The 26,113-nt window shown below is 55.4% G+C and carries 21 protein-coding genes and 7 tRNA genes; 6 read left to right on the forward strand and 22 right to left on the reverse strand.

Going from position 1 to position 26,113, the window contains the following annotated elements; all coding sequences use genetic code 11:
- Positions 1-93 precede the first annotated feature (93 nt).
- Positions 94-576: a zinc ribbon-containing protein gene (locus ACMGGH_RS11625; RefSeq protein WP_028012343.1), complete on the forward strand. Its 483-nt coding sequence runs from the start codon at positions 94-96 to the stop codon at positions 574-576.
- 123 nt (positions 577-699) lie between these two features.
- Entirely contained in the window at positions 700-1,842 is a 1,143-nt protein-coding gene (locus ACMGGH_RS11630) for an IS481 family transposase (protein WP_420299056.1), read from the forward strand.
- A gap of 77 nt (positions 1,843-1,919) precedes the next feature.
- On the opposite strand, the gene rihA is transcribed toward ACMGGH_RS11630, so the two are convergent.
- The 10 genes from rihA to miaB form a co-directional block, all read right to left on the reverse strand.
- On the reverse strand, positions 1,920-2,861 hold the full coding sequence (gene rihA / locus ACMGGH_RS11635; protein WP_227442827.1) for a pyrimidine-specific ribonucleoside hydrolase RihA: 942 nt from the start codon (positions 2,859-2,861) through the stop codon (positions 1,920-1,922).
- Positions 2,862-2,981: 120 nt separating this feature from the next.
- A complete protein-coding gene (locus tag ACMGGH_RS11640) occupies positions 2,982-3,707 on the reverse strand; it encodes an amino acid ABC transporter ATP-binding protein (protein ID WP_014883001.1) in 726 nt (241 codons plus the stop codon).
- Positions 3,707-4,381, reverse strand: a complete 675-nt coding sequence (gene gltK / locus ACMGGH_RS11645) for a glutamate/aspartate ABC transporter permease GltK (RefSeq protein WP_028012346.1) — start codon at positions 4,379-4,381, stop codon at positions 3,707-3,709. Before gltK ends, ACMGGH_RS11640 begins: the two co-directional genes overlap by 1 nt.
- Positions 4,381-5,121 carry an amino acid ABC transporter permease gene (locus ACMGGH_RS11650; RefSeq protein ID WP_028012347.1) on the reverse strand — a complete coding sequence of 247 codons (741 nt, stop codon included), beginning with the start codon at positions 5,119-5,121 and terminating at the stop codon, positions 4,381-4,383. Before ACMGGH_RS11650 ends, gltK begins: the two co-directional genes overlap by 1 nt.
- 155 nt (positions 5,122-5,276) lie before the next feature.
- A complete protein-coding gene (locus ACMGGH_RS11655) occupies positions 5,277-6,182 on the reverse strand; it encodes an amino acid ABC transporter substrate-binding protein (protein WP_014831086.1) in 906 nt (301 codons plus the stop codon).
- 355 nt (positions 6,183-6,537) lie between these two features.
- Positions 6,538-8,076, reverse strand: a complete 1,539-nt coding sequence (lnt, locus tag ACMGGH_RS11660) for an apolipoprotein N-acyltransferase (RefSeq protein ID WP_232947979.1) — start codon at positions 8,074-8,076, stop codon at positions 6,538-6,540.
- Positions 8,077-8,081: 5 nt separating this feature from the next.
- Complete coding sequence (gene corC, locus ACMGGH_RS11665; RefSeq protein ID WP_021242574.1) at positions 8,082-8,960, reverse strand: CNNM family magnesium/cobalt transport protein CorC; 879 nt, start codon at positions 8,958-8,960, stop codon at positions 8,082-8,084.
- A gap of 84 nt (positions 8,961-9,044) precedes the next feature.
- A complete protein-coding gene (ybeY, locus tag ACMGGH_RS11670) occupies positions 9,045-9,512 on the reverse strand; it encodes an rRNA maturation RNase YbeY (protein WP_003858677.1) in 468 nt (155 codons plus the stop codon).
- Entirely contained in the window at positions 9,509-10,555 is a 1,047-nt protein-coding gene (locus tag ACMGGH_RS11675; RefSeq protein WP_028012349.1) for a PhoH family protein, read from the reverse strand. The genes ybeY and ACMGGH_RS11675 overlap by 4 nt, the downstream gene beginning before the upstream one ends.
- A 163-nt stretch (positions 10,556-10,718) precedes the next feature.
- Entirely contained in the window at positions 10,719-12,143 is a 1,425-nt protein-coding gene (gene miaB, locus ACMGGH_RS11680; protein ID WP_028012350.1) for a tRNA (N6-isopentenyl adenosine(37)-C2)-methylthiotransferase MiaB, read from the reverse strand.
- Between the two features lie 135 nt (positions 12,144-12,278).
- Here miaB and ubiF point away from each other — a divergent pair, with 135 nt between their 5' ends.
- Positions 12,279-13,454: a 3-demethoxyubiquinol 3-hydroxylase gene (gene ubiF, locus ACMGGH_RS11685; protein WP_047363671.1), complete on the forward strand. Its 1,176-nt coding sequence runs from the start codon at positions 12,279-12,281 to the stop codon at positions 13,452-13,454.
- A gap of 114 nt (positions 13,455-13,568) precedes the next feature.
- Entirely contained in the window at positions 13,569-14,711 is a 1,143-nt protein-coding gene (locus ACMGGH_RS11690; RefSeq protein WP_420299056.1) for an IS481 family transposase, read from the forward strand.
- 141 nt (positions 14,712-14,852) lie between these two features.
- Here the strand turns inward: ACMGGH_RS11690 and ACMGGH_RS11695 are convergent.
- From ACMGGH_RS11695 to nagB, 12 genes are all read right to left on the reverse strand, one after another.
- Positions 14,853-14,927, reverse strand: a tRNA-Gln gene (locus tag ACMGGH_RS11695).
- 35 nt (positions 14,928-14,962) lie between these two features.
- Positions 14,963-15,037, reverse strand: a tRNA-Gln gene (locus ACMGGH_RS11700).
- Between the two features lie 39 nt (positions 15,038-15,076).
- Positions 15,077-15,153: transfer RNA gene (locus tag ACMGGH_RS11705), tRNA-Met, on the reverse strand.
- Positions 15,154-15,170: 17 nt separating this feature from the next.
- A tRNA-Gln gene (locus ACMGGH_RS11710) sits at positions 15,171-15,245 on the reverse strand.
- 32 nt (positions 15,246-15,277) lie between these two features.
- Positions 15,278-15,352 (reverse strand) — tRNA-Gln (locus ACMGGH_RS11715).
- Positions 15,353-15,375: 23 nt separating this feature from the next.
- A tRNA-Leu gene (locus tag ACMGGH_RS11720) sits at positions 15,376-15,460 on the reverse strand.
- Between the two features lie 7 nt (positions 15,461-15,467).
- Positions 15,468-15,544 (reverse strand) — tRNA-Met (locus ACMGGH_RS11725).
- Between the two features lie 227 nt (positions 15,545-15,771).
- Positions 15,772-17,436, reverse strand: coding sequence for an asparagine synthase B (asnB, locus tag ACMGGH_RS11730; RefSeq protein WP_045261094.1), 1,665 nt, complete (start codon positions 17,434-17,436; stop codon positions 15,772-15,774).
- Positions 17,437-17,686: 250 nt separating this feature from the next.
- Positions 17,687-18,439, reverse strand: a complete 753-nt coding sequence (gene nagD / locus ACMGGH_RS11735; protein WP_028012353.1) for a ribonucleotide monophosphatase NagD — start codon at positions 18,437-18,439, stop codon at positions 17,687-17,689.
- A 45-nt stretch (positions 18,440-18,484) separates the two neighbouring features.
- Positions 18,485-19,705, reverse strand: a complete 1,221-nt coding sequence (gene nagC, locus ACMGGH_RS11740; RefSeq protein ID WP_048961127.1) for a DNA-binding transcriptional regulator NagC — start codon at positions 19,703-19,705, stop codon at positions 18,485-18,487.
- A gap of 8 nt (positions 19,706-19,713) precedes the next feature.
- Positions 19,714-20,862: an N-acetylglucosamine-6-phosphate deacetylase gene (gene nagA / locus ACMGGH_RS11745; protein WP_028012355.1), complete on the reverse strand. Its 1,149-nt coding sequence runs from the start codon at positions 20,860-20,862 to the stop codon at positions 19,714-19,716.
- A 55-nt stretch (positions 20,863-20,917) separates the two neighbouring features.
- Positions 20,918-21,718, reverse strand: coding sequence for a glucosamine-6-phosphate deaminase (gene nagB, locus ACMGGH_RS11750; RefSeq protein WP_028012356.1), 801 nt, complete (start codon positions 21,716-21,718; stop codon positions 20,918-20,920).
- A gap of 328 nt (positions 21,719-22,046) precedes the next feature.
- Here nagB and nagE point away from each other — a divergent pair, with 328 nt between their 5' ends.
- Both nagE and glnS read left to right on the forward strand, forming a co-directional pair.
- The gene (gene nagE / locus ACMGGH_RS11755; RefSeq protein ID WP_232947980.1) at positions 22,047-23,999 is read left to right on the forward strand and encodes a PTS N-acetyl glucosamine transporter subunit IIABC; all 1,953 of its coding nucleotides are present in this window, start codon (positions 22,047-22,049) and stop codon (positions 23,997-23,999) included.
- Between the two features lie 179 nt (positions 24,000-24,178).
- Positions 24,179-25,846 (forward strand): glutamine--tRNA ligase, encoded by a 1,668-nt coding sequence (gene glnS / locus ACMGGH_RS11760; RefSeq protein ID WP_041910779.1) that lies wholly within the window; start codon positions 24,179-24,181, stop codon positions 25,844-25,846.
- The last annotated feature ends 267 nt before the right edge of the window (positions 25,847-26,113 follow it).

Below are 26,113 nucleotides of genomic sequence, written 5' to 3' on the forward strand. Positions count from 1 at the left end.
GCAGGAATTTACCGGGTCTGTGCTTCACCTGACAAAGCGGCGGCGAAATAAGGTCTATTATTAGAAATAGTTACTTACCCGGGAGGCAAAATGATGAACAAGGTTGCTCAATTTTACCGCGAACTGGTGGCGACACTGACGGAACGGCTGCGTAACGGCGAGCGCGATATTGACGCGCTGGTCGAACAGGCGCGTGAACGGGTGACGCAAACGGGTGAGTTAACGCGAACCGAAGTGGAAGAGGTGACGCGCGCCGTACGCCGCGATCTGGAAGAGTTCGCTCGCAGCTACGAAGAGAGCCAGGATGAGATCGCCGACAGCGTCTTTATGCGGGTGATCAAAGAGAGCCTGTGGCAGGAACTGGCGGATATTACCGATAAAACCCAGCTGGAGTGGCGCGAGGTGTTCCAGGATTTAAATCATCACGGCGTGTACCAGAGCGGTGAAGTGGTGGGGCTGGGGAATCTGGTGTGCGAGAAGTGCCATCACCATATTGCGGTATATACGCCGGATGTGTTGCCGCTGTGCCCGAAGTGCGGGCACGATCAGTTCCAGCGTCGCCCGTTTGAGCCATAAGTAAAAGCGCAGTTTAGTTCCCTCTCCCCGTGGGTGTACGGTCCGGGGACATAGTGAACACTTGTTCGGGGACATGGTAGACACTTACAACTGAGGCATAAGAACCCGTTTATGGAGTCACTTATGCCCTGGGATGCGAGAGATACCATGTCATTACGTACCGAGTTTGTACTGTTCGCCTCGCAGGACGGGGCGAACATCCGTTTCCTCTGCCGTCAGTTCGGCATTTCTCCTGCCACCGGCTACAAGTGGCTTCAGCGCTGGGCTGAGGAAGGTGCCTCCGGTCTTCAGGACCGCTCCCGCGCACCTCATCATTCCCCGAACCGCTCATCTGACGACATCACGGCCCTGCTGCGCATGGCGCATGACCGTCATCAACGCTGGGGCGCCCGCAAGATTAAGCGCTGGCTTGAAGACCAGGGGCACCGTATGCCCGCCTTCAGCACCGTCCATAATCTGATGGCCCGTCACGGTCTGCTGCCGGGCGCATCACCGGGCGTTCCGGCTACGGGACGCTTCGAACATGACGCGCCGAACCGGCTCTGGCAGATGGATTTTAAGGGCCACTTTCCCTTTGGCGGTGGCCGCTGCCATCCGCTCACCCTGCTGGACGACCACTCCCGTTTTTCCCTGTGCCTGGCGCACTGTACCGATGAACGGCGCGAGACCGTGCAGCAGCAGCTGGTCAGCGCGTTTGAACGCTACGGCCTGCCGGACAGGATGACGATGGACAACGGCTCACCGTGGGGCGACACCACCGGCACCTGGACGGCGCTGGAGCTGTGGCTGATGCGCCACGGTATCCGGGTGGGGCACTCCCGGCCTTATCATCCGCAGACGCAGGGCAAGCTGGAGCGTTTTCACCGCAGCCTGAAGGCGGAAGTGCTGCAGGGAAAATGGTTCGCGGACAGCGGAGAGCTGCAGCGCGCTTTCGATCACTGGCGCACGGTGTACAACCTTGAACGCCCGCACGAGGCGCTGGATATGGCGGTACCGGCCTCGCGTTATCAGCCGTCTGCCCGGAAGTACAGCGGCAGCGTAACGCCACCTGAATACGATGAAGGGGTGAAGGTCAGGAAAGTGGATGTCAGCGGAAAGCTGAGCATACAGGGTGTCAGTCTGAGCGCAGGCAAGGCGTTCAGGGGAGAACGGGTCGGGCTGAGGGAGACGCAGGATGACGGCTGCTATGAAGTGTGGTGGTACAGCACGAAAGTGGGGGTGATCGACCTGAAGAAAAAGTCGATCACCATGGGTAAAGGATGTTAAAAAGTGTTCACCATGTCCCCGAACACCTGTCTAACATGTCCCCGGACTGTACATGGGAGAGGGCCAGGGTGAGGGCGTCAGGCCGCACAATAGTAAGCAAGTCTTTCCGCCAGCAAATCCACAAACGCCTCCCGGTCGATATCCACCATTAGCGTCGTATTCGGTTTATTTCCCGTCAGCGAATAGTAATCCACCACCGTCATCCCCTGGGTATATTTCCCCTGCGTCTCCACGCCAACCCATCTGTCCACCGTGGTAAACATTTCAGGCTTCAGCAGCCAGGCGATGGTGCACGGGTCATGCAGCGGCGCGCCGTGAAAGCCCCATTTCTCGGCTTTGTGGTACTCCATAAAGAAGTCGAGCAGCTCGGCTACGGTTGTCGCAACCGGGTTGCCCACGGCGCGGAAGCGCTCAATATCGTCTGCCATAATCTGTGCCCGATGCGTCACGTCCAGCCCCGCCATCACAATCGGCAGGCCCGACTGGAAGACGATCTCCGCAGCCTCCGGATCAACAAAGATGTTGAATTCGGCCGCAGGCGTCCAGTTCCCTAGCCCCATAGCCCCACCCATAATCACAATACGGGCGATTTTACTGCGCAGTTCCGGATGGCTGTTCAGCAGGAGCGCAACGTTGGTCTGCGGGCCGGTAGCCACCAGCGTCACGGGCTCTGCGCTTTCACGCAGTATCTTCGCCATCAGCTCCACGGCGGTGCAGTTTTGCGGTGCAAAGCCCGGCTCCGGCAGCGCCGGGCCATCCAGCCCGCTTTCACCGTGAACGTTGTCGGCAATGATCAGCTCGCGCATCAGCGGCTTAACGGCGCCGCCTGCGACAGGAATATCGGTGCGTTTCAGCAGCGTCAGCATTCGTAAAACGTTGCGCAGGGTTTTGTCCGGCGTCTGATTTCCGGCGGACGAGGTGACCGCTTTCACGTCCAGTTCAGGGGAGGCAAGCGCGAGGACGAGCGCGATCGCGTCATCATGACCCGGATCGCAGTCGAGAATTATAGGGTGTGCCATAGCGTTCTCCATTCTTAGCATTATTTTGTGACAAGGTTAACGCTGCGATGTGACGCCGAATAGAAAAAGAGATCTAAAGCGTGAAGCAGTGCGCAATCCGCAGATTGCGCACCGAGAAGATTAGTGCAGGATTTTCGCGAGGAAATCTTTGGCGCGTTCGGATTTCGGGTTGGCGAAGAACTCTTCTTTCGGTGAGTCTTCGACAATTTTCCCTTCGTCCATGAAGATCACGCGGTTGGCCACTTTACGGGCGAAGCCCATTTCGTGCGTCACCACCATCATGGTCATCCCTTCGTGCGCCAGCTCGACCATCACGTCCAGCACTTCGTTGATCATTTCAGGATCGAGCGCTGACGTGGGCTCATCGAACAGCATCGCCACCGGATCCATGCACAGCGCGCGCGCAATCGCCACACGCTGCTGCTGGCCGCCGGAAAGCTGTGCCGGGAACTTATCGGCATGTGCAGAAAGCCCCACGCGCTCCAGAAGCTTGAGCCCCTTTTCGCGCGACGCTTTTTTATCACGCTTGAGCACTTTGACCTGAGCCAGCGTCAGGTTCTCAATAATGGACAGATGAGGGAATAGCTCAAAATGCTGGAACACCATGCCGACGTGAGAGCGAAGCTGGGCCAGGTTGGTTTTCTTGTCGTTCACTTTCGTGCCGTTAACAACAATTTCGCCCTGCTGCACAGGCTCCAGACCATTAACCGTTTTGATCAGCGTAGACTTACCGGAACCGGACGGCCCGCACACCACCACCACATCGCCTTTTTTGACTTCGGTGGAGCAGTCGGTCAGCACCTGAAAGTGCCCATACCATTTAGAAACATTTTTCAGGGAAATCATTATACCGTCCTTTTCTTCAGCCAGCTGACCAACAGCGACGCGCTTAAACTAATCACAAAATAGACCGCACCCGCGAAGAGCACCATCTCGACCTGCGTACCATCACGTTCACCTATGGTCGACGCGGTACGGAAGAAGTCCGCCAGACTCAGAACGTAAACCAGAGAGGTATCCTGGAACAGCACGATACCCTGGGTCAGCAGGAGCGGAACCATGGCGCGAAACGCCTGAGGCAGAATGATGAGCTGCATGGACTGCCAGTGCGTCATTCCCAGCGCCAGCGCGGCGCTGGACTGCCCACGGGAGATACTCTGGATACCCGCACGGATAATCTCTGAATAGTAAGCGGCCTCAAACATCGAGAACGCCACCATCGCAGAGATCAGGCGGATGTCGGTTTTCGGCGACAGTCCCAGCACGTTCTGTAAGAAGCCTGGAACAATCAGGTAAAACCACAGCAGCACCATCACCAGCGGGATGGAGCGGAAGACGTTAACGTAGGCAGTCGCAAACCAGGCGAGCGGCTTAAAGCTCGACAGGCGCATGACGGCCAGTAGGGTACCCCAGACGATACCCACAACGATAGCGATCGCGGTGATCTTGAGGGTAATCACCAGGCCATCGAGCAGGTAAGGCATGGATGGAACAATAGAACTCCAGTCAAATTCGTACATTATTTGCCTCCCAGATTGCCCGGCAGGCGTACTTTGCGTTCAACCAGGTTCATCACCAGCATGATGAAAGCGTTAATCAGAACATACGCGAGCGTGATCGCGGTGAAGGATTCCCACGCGTGAGCGGAGTAATCCAGCAGCTTGCCCGCCTGTGCAGCCATATCCACCAGGCCGATGGTTGAGGCGATGGCCGAGTTTTTCACCAGGTTCATCATCTCTGAGGTCATCGGTGGAACGATAACGCGGTAGGCGTTAGGCAGCAGCACGTAGCGGTAGGTTTGTGGCAGGGTCAGGCCCATCGCCAGGCCCGCATTTTTTTGTCCGCGTGGCAATGACTGAATGGCGGCACGCACCTGCTCGCAAACGCGCGCAGCGGTAAACAGCCCCAGACACATCATGGAGGAGACAAAGAACTGCACGTTCGGATCCAGCTCCGACTTGAACCACATGCCAATATTTTCCGGCAGCAGTTCCGGGATGACCAGATACCAGGTAAAGAACTGCACGATGAGCGGAACGTTACGGAACAGTTCCACATACAGTGTGCCAATTGTTGAAAGAAAACGGTTAGGGACGGTGCGCAGAATACCGAACAGCGAACCGACAAGAAACGCGATGATCCACGCCGTTATCGATAATGCCACGGTAACCTGAAAGCCGCTCCACAGCCAGCCAAGATAGGTGGTGTTGCCGAACGGGGCTTGTTGCAGGAAGATGCCCCAGTTCCAGTCTATTGACATAATAAACTCCAGAAAAAAGAGGGTAGCAGCGCTACCCTCGAAGATTGGTGAGAAGCTCTTTTTCGCGCTGAGTGGGGAACGACCACTCAGCGTATATGTCTGTCCATGCTTCCCGACAATCGAGAGGGCAGGAGATCCCGCCCCTGTTGTTCTAATTAGTTAAGAGCCTTGTCATTTGGAGATTTGAACAGCGCTTTCATGTCGTCAGACAGTTCAAAGTTCATATTGAGATTTTTTGGTGGAATCGGGTTCTTAAACCACTTGTCGAACCATTTTTCCGCTTCGCCGGAGGTCTGCACCTGGGCGATAGTGTCATCGATCAGCTTTTTGAACTGCGGATCGTCTTTACGCAGCATACAGCCGTAGGCTTCTTTGGACTGCGCGGTACCGACGATATCCCAGTTGTCTGGTTTCTTCGCCTTCGCACGTTCGCCCGCCAGCAGGGCGTCATCCATCATAAACGCGACGGCACGACCGCTTTCCAGCGTACGGAAGGAGTCGCCATGGTCTTTCGCGCTGATGATGCGCATATCCATTTTCTTCTCGTCGTTCAGCTTGTGCAGCAGGACTTCAGAAGTGGTACCGGAGGTCACAACGACCGCCTTGCCTTTCAGGTCCGCAAAATCTTTGATTGCGCCGCCCTTCTTGGTCAGCAGACGGGTGCCCACGACAAAGATGGTGTCAGAGAAGGCCGCCTGTTTTTGACGCTCGAGGTTGTTGGTGGTGGAACCACACTCGAAGTCAAAGGTGCCGTTTTGCAGCAGTGGAATACGGTTCTGTGAAGTGATTGGGATCAGCTTCACCTGCAGGTCAGGTTTGTTCAGCTTTTTCTTCACAGCTTCAACGATAGCGTTGGAGTAATCCTGTGAATAGCCCACGACTTTTTGCGTGTTGTCGTAGTAAGAGAACGGGACGGAAGATTCACGGTGGCCGACCACGATGACGCCGTTTTTGGCAATCTTGTCGAGAGTGCTGCCTGCTGCCGGAGCGTCTTCAGCGTGAACCACGCCTGCGGACATTCCCATAACCAGCATTGCTGTGGCCAGTTTACGTAATTGCATACCCAACTCCTTTCTTATCAGCGCCAGTGACGCATAGATACCCATTGTGATGTTGTTATATCTCGCGCAATGCGAGTGCAGTGTTATGCAAGCTTGTTAACATTTAGTCTGGCTTAATGTAAAGATTTTGCTGCGTTATTGTTTATTTTTGCGAAGCGCGCCGCACCATTCAGAGGCAATAATCTCCCGTTGCACCGTTTCGGTGCTAGCGACGATCTACACTGGTGCGACAAGGTTGCACGTTAAGCCAGACAGCGTTTACGTGAATAAATAAAGCAACAGGCGTGCCAGAATTGAAGATTGGGAGGAAATTGCCGGGTAAGGCGCAGCCGCCACCCGGCATCAGAAGGCAAGATTATTTATGACGCTGACGCAGGCTCATCAGCACGGCGCCAAAGCCGAACAGCGCGGTCAGGATCCACAGCGGCCAGTTGCCGGTGCGGGCGTACGGCGTCAGGCCCGTGGTTGGCGTGACTTTGGTTGTCAGCACTTCACGGGTGAACTGCGGGATCATGGCCTGGATTTCGCCCTGCGGGCCAATCACGGCGGTGATGCCGTTATTGGTGCTACGCAGCAGCGGACGCGCCAGCTCCAGAGAACGCATGCGCGCCATCTGGAAGTGCTGCCACGGGCCGATTGATTTACCGAACCACGCATCGTTGGAGATGGTCAGCAGATAGTCGGTGTCCGGGCGGAAGTTATCGCGCACCTGCTCGCCGAGGATGATTTCGTAGCAGATGGCGGCCGTCAGGGCCAGACCGTGCGCGTGAAGCTGGGGCTGAACGTACGGACCGCGGCTGAAGGAGGACATCGGCAGGTCAAAGAACGGTGCCAGCGGACGCAAAATAGACTCCAGCGGCACAAATTCACCGAACGGCACGAGGTGGTTCTTGTTGTACCGGTCGGTGGAGTGGTAGCTGTATTCGCTGTCTTTGCCGAGCGTAATAATGGTGTTGTAGGTGTCGTAGCGGTTCTGCTGATTCAGGCGCGCATCAACAATGCCGGTAATCAGGGTGCTGCCGCGCGCCACCAGCAGATCGTTCATCATGTTGAGGAACGGCTGCTGGTTAATTTCCAGATCGGGAATAGCGGATTCTGGCCAGATAATCAGCTGTGATTTGCCCATCACCTCTTCGGTGGCGTTGGCGTAGATCTTCAGCGTGTTCAGCAGCTCCTTTTCGTCCCACTTCATGGACTGCGGGATATTCCCCTGCACCATGGAAACCTGCATGGCGCGCTCGGGCTCGGGCGTGAACCACTGGATATAGCGCAGCGGGAAGGGCAGGGCGAACAGCACCAGCGCCACAGCCAGCGGCTTCCAGCCGCGCGTGACCAGCGCCAGTACCAGCAGGCCGCTTACCACCATCAGCAGGAAGTTAATGGCTTCAACGCCCATTACCGGTGCCAGACCTTTCAGCGGGCCGTCAATCTGGCTGTAGCCGAACTGCAGCCACGGGAAGCCGGTCAGCACCCAGCCGCGGAGGAACTCGGTAATCTGCCAGACCACCGGCGCGGCAATGGCGACACGCAGCCAGGTGGTTTTAGGCCACAGGCGAGAGAGAATTCCGGCGAACAGACCGGTATAGAGCGAGAGATAGGTGGCGAGCAGGACGACCAGGGAGACGTTAACCGGCCCCGGCATCCCGCCAAACTGTGCGATGCTGACGTAGACCCAGTTAATGCCGGAGCCAAATAGCCCCAGCCCCCAGAAGTAGCCGATCGCAGCGGCCTGTACCGGACGACGATTCAGGGTTAACCCCTGAAGCCCCATCAGGGAGAGAATGGCCGCGGGCCAGATATCGTAAGGAGAAAAAGCCAGCGTACCGCTGGCTCCGAGTAACAGCGCCAGCAGCAAACGGACGCGCTGGCGTTCAAGCAATGGGGCAAATGCCATTTACATTAATCTTCCAGTTTTGGCACCGGTGAATCGTCCGGCGTTCTGACGTGAACCTGTATAATACGTCGGCTGTCGGCCATTGCCACTTTGAACTGGTAACCGTCGATGTCAACGGTCTCACCGCGCGCCGGAAGATGGCCAAAGGCCTGCATCACCAGCCCGCCAATGGTATCGACCTCTTCATCGCTGAAGTGGGTACCGAAGGCGTCGTTGAAATCTTCAATCGAGGCCAGCGCGCGCACGGTCCAGGTGTGGCGGCTAAGCTGACGGAAGTCGATATCTTCTTCTTCGTCGTACTCGTCTTCGATTTCGCCCACGATCAGCTCAAGAATATCTTCGATCGTGACAAGACCTGAGACACCGCCGAATTCATCAATAACAATCGCCATGTGGTAACGCTGAGAGCGAAACTCTTTCAGCATCCGATCCACACGTTTACTTTCCGGCACGACCACGGCCTGGCGTAACACTTTTTCCATGCTGAAGGCTTCGGCATCGCTGCGCATAAACGGCAGCAGATCTTTGGCCATCAAAATCCCTTCGATGTGATCTTTATCTTCGCTGATGACCGGGAAACGCGAGTGGGCGGATTCGATGATCACATCGAGGCACTCGTCCAGCGTCTGGTTACGTTTCAGGGTGATCATCTGCGAGCGGGGGATCATGATGTCGCGGACGCGCTGGTCGGCAATGTCCATGACCCCTTCGAGCATTTCGCGCGTATCTTCGTCGATAAGGTCGTTCTGCCCGGAATCACGAATCAGCTCCAGCAGTTCATCACGGTTTTTCGGCTCGCCGTGAAAAAGCTGGTTCAGAATGAGGGAGAAAAATCCCTTTTTACTGGTTGTCGTGTCGCTACTGTGTGAATTGTCGTCGCTCATGGCGTTTGTTAAGGGTTCTCTTGTTAGTTCAATGTTAACCGCCGCGCTATGTCCCTGCGCGGCGGCATGGTAGTCAGTAACTGACTATTCTTTCTCGGCAATGTACGGATCCTCATAGCCCAGAGCAAGCATTATCTCTGTCTCAAGGGACTCCATCTCTTCCGCTTCGTCATCTTCAATGTGGTCGTAGCCCAGCAGGTGCAGGCTGCCGTGTACCACCATATGCGCCCAGTGGGCTTCCAGCGGTTTCTGCTGCTCTTTGGCTTCCTGCTCAACCACCTGACGGCAGATGATCAGATCGCCCAGCAGCGGCATCTCAATACCCGGCGGCGCTTCGAACGGGAAAGAGAGCACGTTGGTTGGCTTATCTTTCCCGCGGTAGGTCAGGTTAAGCTCATGGCTTTCCGCTTCATCCACCAGGCGAATCGTGACTTCTGATTCTTCCTGAAACTGGGGGATTACCGCATCCAGCCATTTCTGAAACTGTGCCTCTTCTGGCATGCCGGAATTGTCTTCACATGCCAGCTGTAAATCGAGGATCACCTGACTCATTTCTGTTCTTGCTCCTGCGCTTCGCGCTTACGTTCCGCGGCCTGTTCGGCCCTGCGTTTTTGATCCGCCTCTTCCCAGGCTTCATAGGCGTTAACGATGCGCGCGACCACCGGGTGGCGAACGACGTCTTCACTGTGGAAGAAGTTAAAGCTAATTTCGTCTACCTCTGACAGCACCTCAATGGCGTGGCGCAGGCCTGATTTAGTGCTGCGCGGCAGGTCGATCTGGGTGACGTCACCGGTGATCACCGCTTTCGAGTTGAAGCCGATACGCGTCAGGAACATTTTCATCTGTTCGATGGTGGTGTTCTGGCTTTCATCGAGAATGATGAACGCGTCGTTGAGCGTGCGGCCGCGCATGTAGGCGAGCGGGGCCACTTCGATCACGTTACGTTCGATCAGCTTCTCCACTTTCTCGAAGCCGAGCATTTCAAACAGCGCGTCGTACAGCGGGCGCAAATAGGGGTCCACTTTCTGACTCAAATCGCCCGGCAGGAAGCCGAGTTTTTCACCCGCTTCAACGGCAGGACGGGTCAGCAGGATACGACGGATCTCCTGACGCTCCAGCGCATCCACCGCAGCGGCAACCGCCAGATAGGTTTTACCTGTACCCGCGGGACCCACGCCGAAGGTGATGTCATGGTCAAGAATGTTGGCGATGTACTGCGCCTGGTTCGGCGTACGCGGCTTGATGACGCCACGCTTGGTCTTGATATTGATCGCCTTGCCGTAGTCCGGCACGCTTTCCGCGCTCTGCTCAAGCACGCGCGCCTCTTTAATGGCGAGGTGGATCTGTTCCGGCTCGATATCCTGAATTTCGCCGCGCATCGGTGCGGTATCGACATACAGGCTGCGCAGAATATCTGCTGCCGCATTGACGCAGATAGGGCGTCCGGTGAGTTTGAAATGGTTATCGCGACGATTGATTTCGATACCCAGACGTCGCTCCAGTTGTTTGATGTTGTCATCAAACGGCCCGCACAGGCTCAGCAGGCGAGCGTTGTCTGCGGGCTCAAGGCTAATTTCACGCGTATCTATGTTCAAACTGTTCCTCTTTAATTGGTTAACTGACCCGCTGCCACACGGCGCAATAGAACGGTCATTACCGAAATTATTCACGCCACAGAATAAAGGCGCAAGCGTTGCGGTAGATATTGGGGGTGATGAGAGGAAATACAAGGCCTGCCGAAGAGGCAGGCCTGAAGGATCAAGGCTGGTAAATCCCAACGCCAGAATCGTTTTCTTTGCGGGTACGAGAAATAACGGATTCCGGTGACTCGGCAATACGCAGGCCCATTTCGTCCTCGGTGCGTACCACCTTCGCGCGCAGCGAGTTGGTCAGCACTTCGACAATTTCGACGTCCACAAACTTACCGATCATGTCCGGGGTGCCTTCGAAGTTCACCACGCGGTTGTTCTCGGTACGACCGGACAGCTCCATGATGCTCTTGCGGGAAGTACCTTCCACCAGAATGCGCTGGACGGTGCCGAGCATACGGCGGCTCCAGGCGTTGGCCTGCTGGTTGATGCGTTCCTGAAGAATATACAGACGCTGCTTTTTCTCTTCTTCCGGCACGTCATCAACCATGTCGGCCGCAGGCGTGCCAGGACGCGCTGAGAAGATGAAGCTGTAGCTGACGTCGAAATTCACTTCACCGATGAGTTTCATGGTGCGCTCGAAGTCATCAGCGGTTTCGCCTGGGAAGCCGACGATAAAGTCAGAGCTAATCTGGATATCCGGGCGCGCTTCGCGCAGCTTGCGGATGGTGGATTTGTACTCCAGCACCGTATGCGGACGGCCCATCAGGTTCAGCACGCGGTCAGAGCCGCACTGAATCGGCAGGTGCAGGAAGCTCACCAGCTCTGGCGTATCGCGATAGACGTCAATGATGTCGTCGGTAAACTCCATCGGATGGCTGGTGGTAAAGCGAATACGGTCGATGCCGTCAATCGCGGCCACCAGGCGCAGCAGTTCGGCAAAGCTGCCAGTGGTGCCGTCGTAGTTCTCGCCGCGCCAGGCGTTAACGTTCTGGCCCAGCAGGTTCACTTCGCGAACGCCCTGCGCGGCAAGCTGGGCAATTTCAAACAGAATGTCGTCCGCGGGGCGGCTGACCTCTTCACCGCGGGTGTAAGGCACCACGCAGTAGGTACAGTATTTGTTGCAGCCTTCCATGATCGAGACGAAGGCGGTCGGGCCATCGGCGCGCGGCTCTGGCAGACGGTCAAATTTCTCGATTTCCGGGAAGCTGACGTCAACGACCGGGCTACGGTTACCGCGAACCTGATTGATCATCTCCGGCAGGCGGTGCAGGGTCTGAGGACCAAAGACGATATCCACATACGGGGCTCTCTGACGGATCAGCTTACCTTCCTGCGACGCGACGCAGCCACCGACGCCAATGATCAGGTCCGGATTTTTCCGTTTGAGAAGCTTCCAGCGGCCTAACACATGAAAGACTTTTTCCTGTGCTTTTTCACGAATTGAACAGGTGTTCAGCAGCAGCACATCGGCTTCTTTCGCATTTTCAGTCAGCTGGTATCCGTGGGTGGTATCCAGCAGATCGGCCATCTTGGATGAATCGTATTCGTTCATCTGACAGCCCCAGGTTTTTATATGGAGTTTTTTAGTCATCGACTTGCTCAGCTCAGGATTGCAAGCCGCGTATTGTAATGCTTTGGTGGGGTTGTGACCAGTATGAAGGTTGTGTGTCTCAGGACCGCAAAAATCCGGTAAACTCAAGGGATTCTCCAATAAGGAAAATTGACCATGACACTCCAACACACCGAAGTTGCCGTTGTCGGCGGCGGTATGGTCGGCGGCGCGCTGGCGCTGGGGCTGGCGCAGCAGGGATTTGATGTAACCGTTATTGAACAGGCGGCTCCCCCGGCATTCGATCCCGCCAGCAAACCGGACGTGCGCATTTCCGCCATCAGCGCAGCGTCCGTCGATCTGCTGCGCGGCCTGGGCGTCTGGGAGGCGGTGCAGGCGATGCGCGCACACCCTTACAGCCGCCTTGAAACCTGGGAGTGGGAAAATGCCCACGTGTCGTTTGACGCCGCCGAGCTGAAGCTGCCGCGCCTGGGCTATATGGTGGAAAACAACGTGCTCCAGCTGGCGCTCTGGCAGGCGCTGGAGGCACATCCGAAGGTGACGCTGCGTATGCCTGCGTCACTTAAGGCACTGCATCCTCATGAAAGCGGCTATTTGCTGACGCTCGACAGCGGCGATGAACTGGCCGTGAAGCTGGTCGTCGGGGCCGATGGCGCTAACTCGCAGGTCAGGGAGATGGCGGGTATTGGGGTTCATGCCTGGCAATATCAGCAATCCTGCATGTTAATCACCGTTCAGTGTGAGAATGCGCCGGGCGAAAGCACCTGGCAGCACTTTACGCCGAACGGCCCGCATGCATTCTTGCCGCTGTTTGATAACTGGGCTTCGCTGGTGTGGTACGACAAACCGGCGCGCATTCGCCAGCTGCAGGGGCTGTCGATGGAGCAGTTGCAGCGCGAGATCCTGCTTCACTTCCCGAGCCGCCTTGGCAACGTGACGCCAGTCACCGCAGGTGCATTCCCGCTCACGCGCCGTCATGCTTTACAGTATGCCCGAGAAGGGCTGGCGCTGGTGGGCGATGCGGCACACACTATCCACCCGCTGGCGGGGCAGGGAGTTAATCTTGGATACCGTGACGTCGATGCGTTACTGGACGTGCTGGGCAACGCACGCGCTCACGCGGAAGCCTGGGCCAGCCATCAGGTACTGAAGCGCTACCAGACGCGCCGTATGGCGGATAACTTCATCATGCAGTCAGGGATGGATCTGTTCTATGCCGGTTTCAGCAATGACCTGGCCCCGGTGCGCATTCTGCGTAATATTGGCTTAATGGCGGCAGAGCGTGCCGGTGGGCTGAAGCGTCAGGCCTTGAAATACGCCCTCGGACTCTAATCTTAATTCCCTCTCCCCGTGGGAGTGTACGGTCCGGGGACATAGTGAACACTTGTTCGGGGACATGGTAGACACTTACAACTGAGGCATAAGAACCCGTTTATGGAGTCACTTATGCCCTGGGATGCGAGAGATACCATGTCATTACGTACCGAGTTTGTACTGTTCGCCTCGCAGGACGGGGCGAACATCCGTTTCCTCTGCCGTCAGTTCGGCATTTCTCCTGCCACCGGCTACAAGTGGCTTCAGCGCTGGGCTGAGGAAGGTGCCTCCGGTCTTCAGGACCGCTCCCGCGCACCTCATCATTCCCCGAACCGCTCATCTGACGACATCACGGCCCTGCTGCGCATGGCGCATGACCGTCATCAACGCTGGGGCGCCCGCAAGATTAAGCGCTGGCTTGAAGACCAGGGGCACCGTATGCCCGCCTTCAGCACCGTCCATAATCTGATGGCCCGTCACGGTCTGCTGCCGGGCGCATCACCGGGCGTTCCGGCTACGGGACGCTTCGAACATGACGCGCCGAACCGGCTCTGGCAGATGGATTTTAAGGGCCACTTTCCCTTTGGCGGTGGCCGCTGCCATCCGCTCACCCTGCTGGACGACCACTCCCGTTTTTCCCTGTGCCTGGCGCACTGTACCGATGAACGGCGCGAGACCGTGCAGCAGCAGCTGGTCAGCGCGTTTGAACGCTACGGCCTGCCGGACAGGATGACGATGGACAACGGCTCACCGTGGGGCGACACCACCGGCACCTGGACGGCGCTGGAGCTGTGGCTGATGCGCCACGGTATCCGGGTGGGGCACTCCCGGCCTTATCATCCGCAGACGCAGGGCAAGCTGGAGCGTTTTCACCGCAGCCTGAAGGCGGAAGTGCTGCAGGGAAAATGGTTCGCGGACAGCGGAGAGCTGCAGCGCGCTTTCGATCACTGGCGCACGGTGTACAACCTTGAACGCCCGCACGAGGCGCTGGATATGGCGGTACCGGCCTCGCGTTATCAGCCGTCTGCCCGGAAGTACAGCGGCAGCGTAACGCCACCTGAATACGATGAAGGGGTGAAGGTCAGGAAAGTGGATGTCAGCGGAAAGCTGAGCATACAGGGTGTCAGTCTGAGCGCAGGCAAGGCGTTCAGGGGAGAACGGGTCGGGCTGAGGGAGACGCAGGATGACGGCTGCTATGAAGTGTGGTGGTACAGCACGAAAGTGGGGGTGATCGACCTGAAGAAAAAGTCGATCACCATGGGTAAAGGATGTTAAAAAGTGTTCACCATGTCCCCGAACACCTGTCTACCATGTCCCCGGACTGTACAGGGAGAGGGGTAGGGTGAGGGCATCAGGCCGCACTATTCTGAGCAACAAAAACAAAAAAGCCCGCAGAGCGGGCTTGTTTGTTTTAAGTGGCTGGGGTGCAGGGATTCGAACCCCGGAATGCTGGTATCAGAAACCAGAGCCTTACCGCTTGGCGACACCCCAATTGCGTTAAACAGACTGCTTAACGACTTTTAAATTGGCTGGGGTACGAGGATTCGAACCTCGGAATGCCGGAATCAGAATCCGGTGCCTTACCGCTTGGCGATACCCCAACAATTTTTTATTACCGAAACAAATCGATAATCTTAATTTGGTGGCTACGACGGGATTCGAACCTGTGACCCCATCATTATGAGTGATGTGCTCTAACCAACTGAGCTACGTAGCCAGTACTGCAGTCTTCGATGGCTGGGGTACCTGGATTCGAACCAGGGAATGCCGGTATCAAAAACCGGTGCCTTACCGCTTGGCGATACCCCAATACCGCGGAGAACCGCAAAATCGAAGAAATATGGCTGGGGTACCTGGATTCGAACCAGGGAATGCCGGTATCAAAAACCGGTGCCTTACCGCTTGGCGATACCCCATCCGTGCAACGCTTACCCGGGAATGGTGCGGGAGGCGAGACTTGAACTCGCACACCTTGCGGCGCCAGAACCTAAATCTGGTGCGTCTACCAATTTCGCCACTCCCGCAAAAAGATGGTGGCTACGACGGGATTCGAACCTGTGACCCCATCATTATGAGTGATGTGCTCTAACCAACTGAGCTACGTAGCCATCTTTTTTTCGCGTTACCTTATCGGCGTTGCGGGGCGCATTATGCGTATAGACCCTTGCAGCGTCAACACCTTTTTCAACGAAAATAGCCGGAATGTGACTGTTTGGTTAGGTTGCGAACAGCGTGACCGAATATTCGGCAATTATTGGTTATTAATCGGTTTTTGGTGGTGAAATGTGAGGCAAAAAAAACAGGCCCCTGAGGGGCCTGTTTGAAATCGTTGTGATTATTTGTAGGCGGACTGGTGAACGCCTACCGCACGCCCCGATGGATCGTTCATCGCCTTGAAAGATTCATCCCATTCAATGGCTTTTGCGGATGAACAGGCTACTGACGGACCGCCAGGAACACACTCGGCAGCGCTTGGCACCGGGAACAGCTCTTCAAAGATCTCACGGTAGAGGTACGCTTCTTTCGAGCCCGGCGTGTTGTACGGGAAGCGGAAGCTTGCGGTTTCCAGCTGTTGGTCAGAAATCTGCTTCGCCGCCACCTCTTTCAGGGTGTCGATCCAGCTGTAGCCAACGCCATCAGAGAACTGCTCTTTCTGACGCCATGCCACGCTCGCCGGCAGGTAAGATTCAAAACATTCACGCAGGATATGTTTTTCCATTTTGCCGTTGCCGCACATTTTATCCTGCGGGTTGATGCGCATCGCCACGTCGAGGAATTTCTTATCCAGGAACGGCACGCGCGCTTCCACGCCCCAGGCTGACATCGCTTTGTTGGCACGCGCACAGTCGAACATATGCAGCGCCTGCAGCTTACGCACGGTCTCTTCATGCAGCTCTTTGGCGTTTGGCGCTTTATGGAAGTACAGGTAGCCGCCAAACACTTCGTCAGAACCTTCACCGGAGAGCACCATCTTGATGCCCATCGCCTTGATCTTACGCGACATCAGGTACATCGGCGTGGAGGCGCGAATGGTGGTCACGTCATAGGTTTCAATGTGATAGATCACATCGCGGATCGCATCCAGACCTTCCTGCACGGTGAAGTGAATTTCATGGTGCACGGTGCCGAGGTGGTTTGCCACTTCCTGCGCGGCTTTCAGATCCGGTGCCCCTTCCAGGCCCACGGCAAAGGAGTGCAGCTGCGGCCACCAGGCCTCGGAGCGCTCCTGATCTTCCACGCGACGAGCCGCGAATTTCTTGGTGATCGCGGAGATCACGGAGGAGTCCAGACCGCCGGAGAGCAGTACGCCGTAAGGCACGTCTGACATCAGGTGGCTTTTCACGGAATCTTCCAGCGCCTGACGCAGCTCGGCTTTATCCGTCACGTTGTCTTTCACCGCGTCATAGTCAAACCAGTCGCGCTGGTAGTACGAACGGATTTCACCGTCTTTACTCCACAGATAGCTGCCCGCCGGGAACTCTTTGATGGTGCGGCAGACCGGCACCAGGGCTTTCATTTCGGACGCGACATAGAAGTTGCCGTGTTCATCGTGCCCCATGTACAGCGGGATAATACCAATATGGTCACGGCCAATCAGGTAAGCGTCTTTTTCGCTGTCGTACAGCGCGAAGGCAAACATGCCTTGCAGCTCGTCGAGGAACTCCGGGCCTTTCTCCTGATACAGCGCCAGGATCACTTCACAGTCAGAGCCGGTCTGGAAGGCGTAGCGGTCGCCGTACTCGGCGCGCAGCGCCTGATGGTTATAAATTTCACCGTTGACAGCCAGCGCGTGCGTTTTTTTCTCGTTATACAGCGGCTGTGCACCGGCGTTGACGTCAACAATCGACAGGCGTTCGTGAGCCAGAATCGCTTTGTCGCTGGCGTAAACGCCTGACCAGTCCGGGCCGCGATGGCGCATCAGGCGGGACAATTCGAGTGCTTTTTTACGCAGTTCGCCCGCGTCAGTTTTAATATCCAGTACGCCAAAAATTGAACACATAACCTTCTCCGTTAACCCTGTTGCATTGTGATGTTGCTTGCTTATGAAAATGCCGCAAAAGGGGGGAGGGGCGCAAGGGTTTTACGGGCCAAAACGGAAATAGTGCAATAGTGATTGCGGAATAGTGAAAAAAGAGTACGTCACGCATCCTTTTATTGATGATTATGCAATGAAAATGGTTTTTTGTTAGATGGTGTTTTGTTTATATAAGCTGAAAATGAAAAACCACGCCCTGGGACGTGGTTCAGAATCAAATAACGTCGATTTCGTCGACAGAGGGGTAAATCCAGCTTGGTCGGAAGGGCATCGTATCGATGTCATCAAGCTGCGAGACGCCAGAAAGTACCAGGATGGTTTCAAGCCCTGCCTGGAAGCCAGCCAGAATATCGGTGCGCAGGTTGTCGCCAACAATGACGGTTTCTTCTGAGTGTGCCTGCATCGTATTCAGCGCGGCGCGGATGATCCACGGGCTCGGTTTGCCGACAACAAAAGGCTTACGGCCCGAGATTTTTTCAATACCGGCGCACAACGCGCCGCAGGCCGGATAGAAACCACGGCCGTGCGTATCCGGGTTGGTGGCGATAAAGCGTGCACCGTTGGCGACAAAGTAGGCTGCTTTATGCATCATCTCCCAGTTAAAGGAGCGCGTTTCACCCACGATCACAAAGTCCGGGTTCACATCGGTAATGGTAAAGCCTGCTTTATACAGCTCGTGGATCAGAGCGCCTTCACCGACCACGTAGGCTTTTTTTCCTTCCTGACGCTTCAGGAAATCCGCCGTTGCCATTGCGGAGGTATAAAACACGCTGTCCGGGACGTCGACGCCTGCGGTGGCAAAGCGGTTCGCCAGATCCTGACCGGTTTGGGAAGGGTAGTTCGTGAGTAGAACCAGTGGCATTCCTTTGTCGATGATGCGGTGAAGAAACTCCGCAGCACCCGGCACGGCAACGTTGTCGTGCATCAGCACGCCGTCGATATCACAAATTACATTCTTAATGGTCATGGACATTCCGACATCAAAAAAAGAAGGCGTTACTATAAGGTCCGATCAGGATTCCAGCAAATGCTGGAGCAGGATCCCGTTGAGCATGGCGCGCTTGACCAGCGCAAACGCGCCAATCGCCGAGCGATGGTCAAGCTTCGAACGAACCACCGGGAGGTTCTGTCGGAATGCTTTCAGCGCCTGGGTGTTGATACAGCCTTCGATGGCGGGCAGCAGCACCTTTTCCGCTTCAACAATCTCTCCGGCGATCACCACTTTCTGCGGGTTAAACAGGTTAATGGCGATGGCGATGGTTTTCCCCAGATGGCGACCTACCTGCTCGATCACCTCACAGGCCAGCGCGTCGCCTTTATTGGCGGCTTTGCAGATGGTGCCTATCTTGCATTCGTCCAGCGTGACGCGGCTTTGATAACCCTGCTCAAGCAGGTGGCGAACGCGCTGCTCGATGGCCGTGTTGGCGGCGATGGTTTCAAGGCAGCCGAAGTTGCCGCAGTGGCAGCGTTCGCCGAGCGGTTCAACCTGGATGTGGCCGATCTCGCCAACGTTACCGTTACGACCAATAAAAATACGGCCATTGGAGATAATGCCTGCGCCCGTACCGCGGTGTACGCGCACCAGAATAGAGTCTTCACAGTCCTGACTCGCACCAAAGTAGTGCTCAGCCAGCGCTAAAGATCGAATATCATGGCCGACAAAGCAGGTCACCTTAAAGCGTTTTTCCAGCGCGTCGACCAGCGCCCAGTTCTCAACCTGAATATGCGGCATGTATCGGATCACACCGCTTTCCGGGTCGACCAGACCAGGCAGAATGACGGAGATGGCGATCAGTTCGCGAATCTTGCGCTGACAGCTTTCAATAAAGTGCGCGATAGTATTCAGCAGCGCGTGTTCCAGCGTCTCCTGAGTGCGCTCGGGCAGCGGGTAGTGCTCTTCCGCAATGGCTTTGCTGCTCAGATCGTACAGCGTGAGCGTGGTGTCATGACGACCAAGCCGGACGCCAATGGCCTGAAAGTTACGGGTTTCGGTAATGATGGAGATGGCGCGGCGGCCCCCGGTGGAGGCCTGCTGATCGACTTCTTTGATCAAACCGCGCTCAATGAGCTGGCGGGTAATTTTTGTCACGCTGGCGGGAGCAAGCTGGCTTTGTTCGGCTATCTGGATCCGCGAGATTGGACCATGTTGGTCAATCAGGCGATAAACCGCCGCACTGTTAAGTTGTTTAACGAGATCGACATTACCGATTTGAGCTTGTCCGCCTGGTGTCATACTTTTACTTACTCAGTGACGACCTCGTTACCATTAACGATGGTCTTAATAATTTTATAATCGTGTGTGAATGCCGTCAGGTTTGCAACCATACCTGGTGCAATTCCGCCGAGCTGTTTATCCACGCCGATGGCGCGAGCCGGATAAAGGGTGGCCATACGCAGGACTTCATCAAGCGCAATCCCACAATGCTCCACCAGATTACGCACCCCTTCAATCATGGTCAAAGAGGAGCCACTCAGCGTACCGTTTTCATCCACACACAGTCCATTGCGGTAGTATATTGTTTTACCAGCAAAAATGAACTGCTCAATATTTGCACCTGCTGGCGCGGTGGCATCGGTGACCAGGCAGAGCTTGTCACCTTTCAGCCGTTTGGCGTTGCGAATGTTGGTGTAATCAACGTGCATGCCATCAGCGATAATGCCGCAGTAGACGTCTGGTTCGTCGAGAATCGCCCCGACCAGACCCGGTTCACGGCCGGTAATATACGGCATGGCGTTGTAAAGGTGGGTCGCAAAGGTAATGCCGGCACGGAAGCCCGCTTTGGCTTCTTTCAGTGTGGCGTTTGAGTGGCCTGCTGAAACCACAATCCCGGCGGCAGCCAGTTTGCTGATGACCTCAGTACCGGTCATTTCAGGCGCCAGCGTCACTTTAGCGATCACATCAGCATTGGCACACATGTAGTCGACCAGTTCAGCATCCGGCTTGCGCACGTAATCCGGGTTATGCGTGCCTTTTTTCACTATGTTCAGCCATGGCCCTTCCAGATGCAGACCCAGCGCCTGGTTCGGGTGTTTGGCGAGGTATTCGCGCATCACGCGGATACCCTGTTTCATCAGGTCATCACTGCTGGTGATGAGCGTCGGCAGATAGCTGGTGCAGCCTGATTTCTCGTTAGCTTTCTGCATGATTTCCAGCGTTTCAACCGTCACCGCCTCGGCGGTGTCATTGAACTGCACACCGCCGCAGCCGTTAAGCTGTACGTCGATGAAACCGGGGGAGATTACTGCTCCATTGAGTGAGCGCTGTTCTATCTCCGGCGGCAGTTCCGCCAGCGGGCAAACACGTTCAATCAGGCCATTGGCGATAACAATCGCATGGTCATCCAGAATTTCATGGCCGGTATAAATCCGACCGTGGGTTAAAGCGTACATATCGACCCCCGGTTAAAAAAAGCGACCGCCTCTGACAGAAGAGGCGGTTATTCAATTACAGACCTTTGATGTTCTCAGCTTCTAACTCGTTGAAGTATTTAAGCGTTTTCACCTTCAGCTCCATCGTGGACGGTTCGTCGCAGACGATGACTGATTTTGGATGCAGCTGCAGGCAGCTGATGGTCCACATGTGATTAACGTTGCCTTCAACGGCTGCCTGGAGCGCCTGCGCTTTCACGCCGCCCAGTACCAGAATCATCACCTCTTCGGCATCCAGCAGGGTGCCTACGCCAACGGTCAGGGCGTATTTTGGAACCTGGTTCACGTCACCGTCAAAGAAGCGGGAGTTTGCCACGCGGGTGTCATGGGTCAGCGTTTTAATACGGGTACGGGAAGCCAGAGAAGAGGCTGGTTCGTTGAACGCAATATGACCATCGTTGCCCACGCCACCCATGAACAGGTGGATTTTACCGTAAGAACGGATTTTTTCTTCGTACTGACGGCATTCTGCGTCAATATCAGGCGCATTTCCATTCAGCAGGTTAATATTTTCAGCTGGGATATCAACGTGATCAAAGAAATTGCGGTGCATGAAGCTATGGTAGCTTTCAGGATGCTCCTTTGGCAGGCCGACATATTCGTCCATGTTGAAGGTCACAACGTGTTTAAAGCTAACCTGGCCCGCTTTATGCATTTCAACCAGCGCTTTGTACGCGGTCAGTGGGGTACCACCGGTTGGAAGGCCAAGAACGAAGGGACGATCGGCAGTAGGCTTGAAGGCATTAATACGGTTAACGATATGGCGAGCGGCCCATTTACCGACTTGTTCAGCAGTTGCCAGGGGAATCAGTCTCATTGTTCACCTCAAAGTTTAAGTAGAAGAGTGGGCGGATGGGTATCGGAACCTGATGCTTAAGCGTAACCTGGAACCTTTCAGGCCGGATCAATCCGTCTTGATTTTTTGAATGATAAAATAAGTTTTGGCTGTTAGCCAGTGAAAGGGAGGAGGGAATACGATATTTGGTGACAATAATCACAAAAAATAGGTGTTTAATTTGCGATACGAATTAATTTTTCACACACTCAGACTGCCAGTGAATCATCAACTGTATCTATCGTTCGTGACACAATAAAAACATAGTTTATGCGCGAGTCTTAATAATGGGTCTCGTAGGGGGAATAGGATGAATATTTTAGGTTTTTTCCAGCGCCTCGGTAGGGCTTTGCAGCTCCCTATCGCCGTGCTACCGGTTGCAGCGTTGCTGCTGCGATTCGGGCAACCCGATCTTCTTAACGTGCCGTTTATTGCCCAGGCTGGCGGCGCCATTTTTGACAACCTTGCGCTGATCTTCGCCATCGGCGTGGCGTCAAGCTGGTCAAAAGACAGCGCCGGTGCTGCGGCACTGGCAGGGGCGGTAGGTTACTTCATCCTCACGAAAGCGATGGTAACCATCAACCCGGAAATCAACATGGGTGTACTGGCGGGTATCATTACCGGTCTGGTCGGTGGTGCCGTGTACAACCGCTGGGCGGGTATCAAACTGCCTGACTTCCTGAGCTTCTTCGGCGGTAAACGTTTTGTGCCAATTGCGACGGGCTTTTTCTGTCTGATCCTGGCAGCTATCTTTGGCTACGTCTGGCCGCCGGTGCAGCATGCTATCCATGCGGGCGGCGAGTGGATTGTTTCTGCGGGTGCAGTGGGCTCAGGTATCTTTGGTTTTATCAACCGTCTGCTGATCCCAACCGGTCTGCATCAGGTGCTGAACACCATCGCCTGGTTCCAGATTGGTGAGTTCACCAATGCTGCGGGCACCGTATTCCACGGCGACATCAACCGCTTCTATGCGGGTGACGGCACCGCGGGTATGTTCATGTCTGGCTTCTTCCCAATCATGATGTTTGGTCTGCCGGGCGCTGCACTGGCAATGTACCTGGCTGCGCCAAAAGCGCGTCGCCCAATGGTTGGCGGCATGCTGCTGTCCGTTGCGATTACCGCGTTCCTGACCGGTGTAACCGAGCCGCTGGAATTCCTGTTCATGTTCCTGGCGCCGGTGCTGTACCTCATGCATGCGGTCCTGACCGGTATCAGCCTGTTTGTGGCGACCCTGCTGGGCATCCATGCTGGCTTCTCCTTCTCTGCAGGCGCGATCGACTACGTGTTGATGTACAACCTGCCGGCGGCAAGCAAGAACGTCTGGATGCTGGTGGTAATGGGTCTGGTCTTCTTCGTCATCTACTTCGTGCTGTTCACTGCGGTTATTCGTATGTTTAACCTCAAAACACCAGGCCGCGAAGATACCAAAGACGAAGTGGTCACCAACGAAGCCAACAGCAATACCGAAGAGGGTCTGACTCAGTTGGCGACCAGCTATATCGCTGCCGTCGGTGGGACTGACAACCTGAAAGCGATTGACGCCTGTATCACCCGTCTGCGTCTGACGGTGGGTGACTCGGCGCGCGTAAGCGACGCAATGTGTAAACGCCTTGGTGCATCGGGCGTGGTTAAACTGAACAAACAAACTATCCAGGTTATCGTAGGCGCCAAAGCGGAATCCATTGGCGACGAAATGAAGAAAGTGGTTGCCCGTGGCCCGGTCGCGGCGGCATCAGCCGATAGCGCACCTGCGTCGACGGTTGCGCCAGTTGCTAAGCCGCAGGCCGTGCCGAACGCCGTGACGGTGGCCGCGCTGGTCTCTCCGGTAACGGGTGACGTGGTTGACCTTGAGCAGGTGCCTGACGAAGCGTTCGCCAGCAAAGCGGTCGGTGACGGCGTGGCGGTGAAACCAACGGGCAAAACCGTTGTGTCTCCGGCGGCAGGCACCATCGTGAAAATCTTCAACACCAACCACGCGTTCTGCCTCGAAACCGAAAAAGGCGCGGAGATCGTTGTCCATATGGGGATCGATACCGTTGCGCTGAACGGTCAGGGCTTTACTCGCCTGGTGGAAGAGGGGGCCGAAGTGGTGGCAGGTCAGCCGATTCTGGAAATGGATCTGGACTTCCTGAACGCCAACGCGCGCTCGATGATTAGTCCGGTCGTGTGCAGCAACATCGACGACTTTAGCGGTCTGGTACTCCAGGCGAAAGGTCAGGTGGTTGCGGGTCAGACACCGCTGTATGAGATTAAAGGCAAGTAATCGCTCCTGAGTAGAGTCATGCCTTAAGCGGCGGGGGATATCCTCCGCCGCTTTTTTTTGCAGCAAACGCCCCCATTATTTTCATCTGATACGTATTTTCCGTAACTAAGGGTTGTCACTACGTCCGGCTTATAAGATCATACGCCGTTATACGTTGTTTACGCTTTGAGGAATCCACGATGAGTGAGGCAGAAGCCCGCCCGAGTAACTTTATTCGTCAGATCATCGATGAAGATCTGGCCAGTGGTAAGCACACCACGGTACATACGCGTTTCCCGCCGGAGCCGAACGGCTACCTGCACATTGGTCACGCGAAATCGATCTGCCTGAACTTTGGCATTGCGCAAGACTACCAGGGGCAGTGCAACCTGCGTTTCGATGACACCAACCCAGTAAAAGAAGACATCGAATACGTTGAGTCCATTAAAAACGACGTGCAATGGCTGGGCTTCAACTGGTCTGGCGATATCTGCTACTCCTCTGACTATTTTGATCAGCTGTATGCCTACGCGGTGGAGCTGATCAACAAAGGTCTGGCATACGTTGACGAGCTGTCTGCGGACGAAATCCGCGAGTATCGCGGTACGCTGACCGCACCAGGCAAAAACAGCCCGTTCCGCGATCGCAGCGTGGAAGAGAACCTGGCGCTGTTTGAAAAAATGCGTGCCGGTGGCTTCGAAGAAGGTAAAGCGTGCCTGCGTGCCAAAATCGATATGGCGTCGCCGTTTATCGTGATGCGCGATCCGGTGCTGTACCGCATTAAGTTCGCAGAACACCACCAGACCGGCAACAAGTGGTGCATCTACCCGATGTACGACTTCACCCACTGCATCAGCGATGCGCTGGAAGGCATCACCCACTCGCTGTGTACGCTGGAGTTCCAGGATAACCGTCGTCTGTACGACTGGGTGCTGGATAACATCACCATTCCTGTGCATCCGCGTCAGTACGAGTTCTCTCGTCTGAATCTGGAATACACCGTGATGTCCAAGCGTAAGCTGAACCTGCTGGTGACCGACAAGCACGTTGAAGGCTGGGACGACCCGCGCATGCCGACCATTTCCGGCCTGCGTCGTCGTGGTTACACCGCCGCTTCTATTCGTGAGTTCTGCAAACGTATCGGCGTGACCAAGCAGGACAACACCATCGAAATGGCGTCTCTGGAATCCTGCATTCGTGAAGATCTTAACGAAAACGCCCCGCGCGCGATGGCCGTTATCGATCCGGTGAAACTGGTGATTGAAAACTACCCGCAGGGTGGAAGCGAGCTGGTCTCTATGCCTAACCATCCGAATAAACCGGAAATGGGAAGCCGCGACGTGCCGTTCAGCGGTGAGATCTGGATCGACCGTGCTGACTTCCGTGAAGAAGCCAATAAGCAGTACAAGCGTCTGGTGTTGGGTAAAGAAGTTCGTCTGCGTAACGCCTACGTCATCAAAGCCGAGCGCGTAGAGAAAGATGCTGAAGGTAACATTACCACCATCTTCTGTTCGTACGATGCTGAGACGCTGAGCAAAGATCCGGCAGACGGCCGCAAGGTAAAAGGCGTGATCCACTGGGTGAGCGCTTCCCACGCGCTGCCGGTAGAAATTCGTCTGTACGATCGTCTGTTTAGCGTACCTAACCCGGGTGCGGCTGAAGACTTCCTGGCGACCATCAACCCGGAATCTCTGGTGATCAAGCAAGGTTATGCGGAGCCATCGCTGAAAGCCGCTGAAGCGGGCAAAGCGTTCCAGTTCGAACGTGAAGGTTACTTCTGCCTGGACAGCCGTTACAGCACGGCAGAAAAACCGGTATTTAACCGTACCGTAGGTCTGCGTGATACCTGGACCAAGATCGGCGAATAATAACGTTGCACTGGTCAATGAGAAACAAACGCCGCTTATAGCGGCGTTTTTTTATTTAATGATCATATCGTTAAAGTAGGCCCGTAATTAGGCCAGCTAAAATTTTTGGTCAATGCGGTGCTACTTATTTTTCTAAAAAAAGTTTGTCTGTTTCATAAAATGGAGAATAAAGACAAATACGGGTTTTATTACGATCTGATACGCTGAAATTACCGGCTCTACCCCCGCCACACCTCGCATCCGGCCAAATGTTACAAAGCACTACCA

The organism is Enterobacter sp. BNK-16 (assembly GCF_048684955.1).
Classification (GTDB): Bacteria; Pseudomonadota; Gammaproteobacteria; order Enterobacterales; family Enterobacteriaceae; genus Enterobacter; species Enterobacter bugandensis.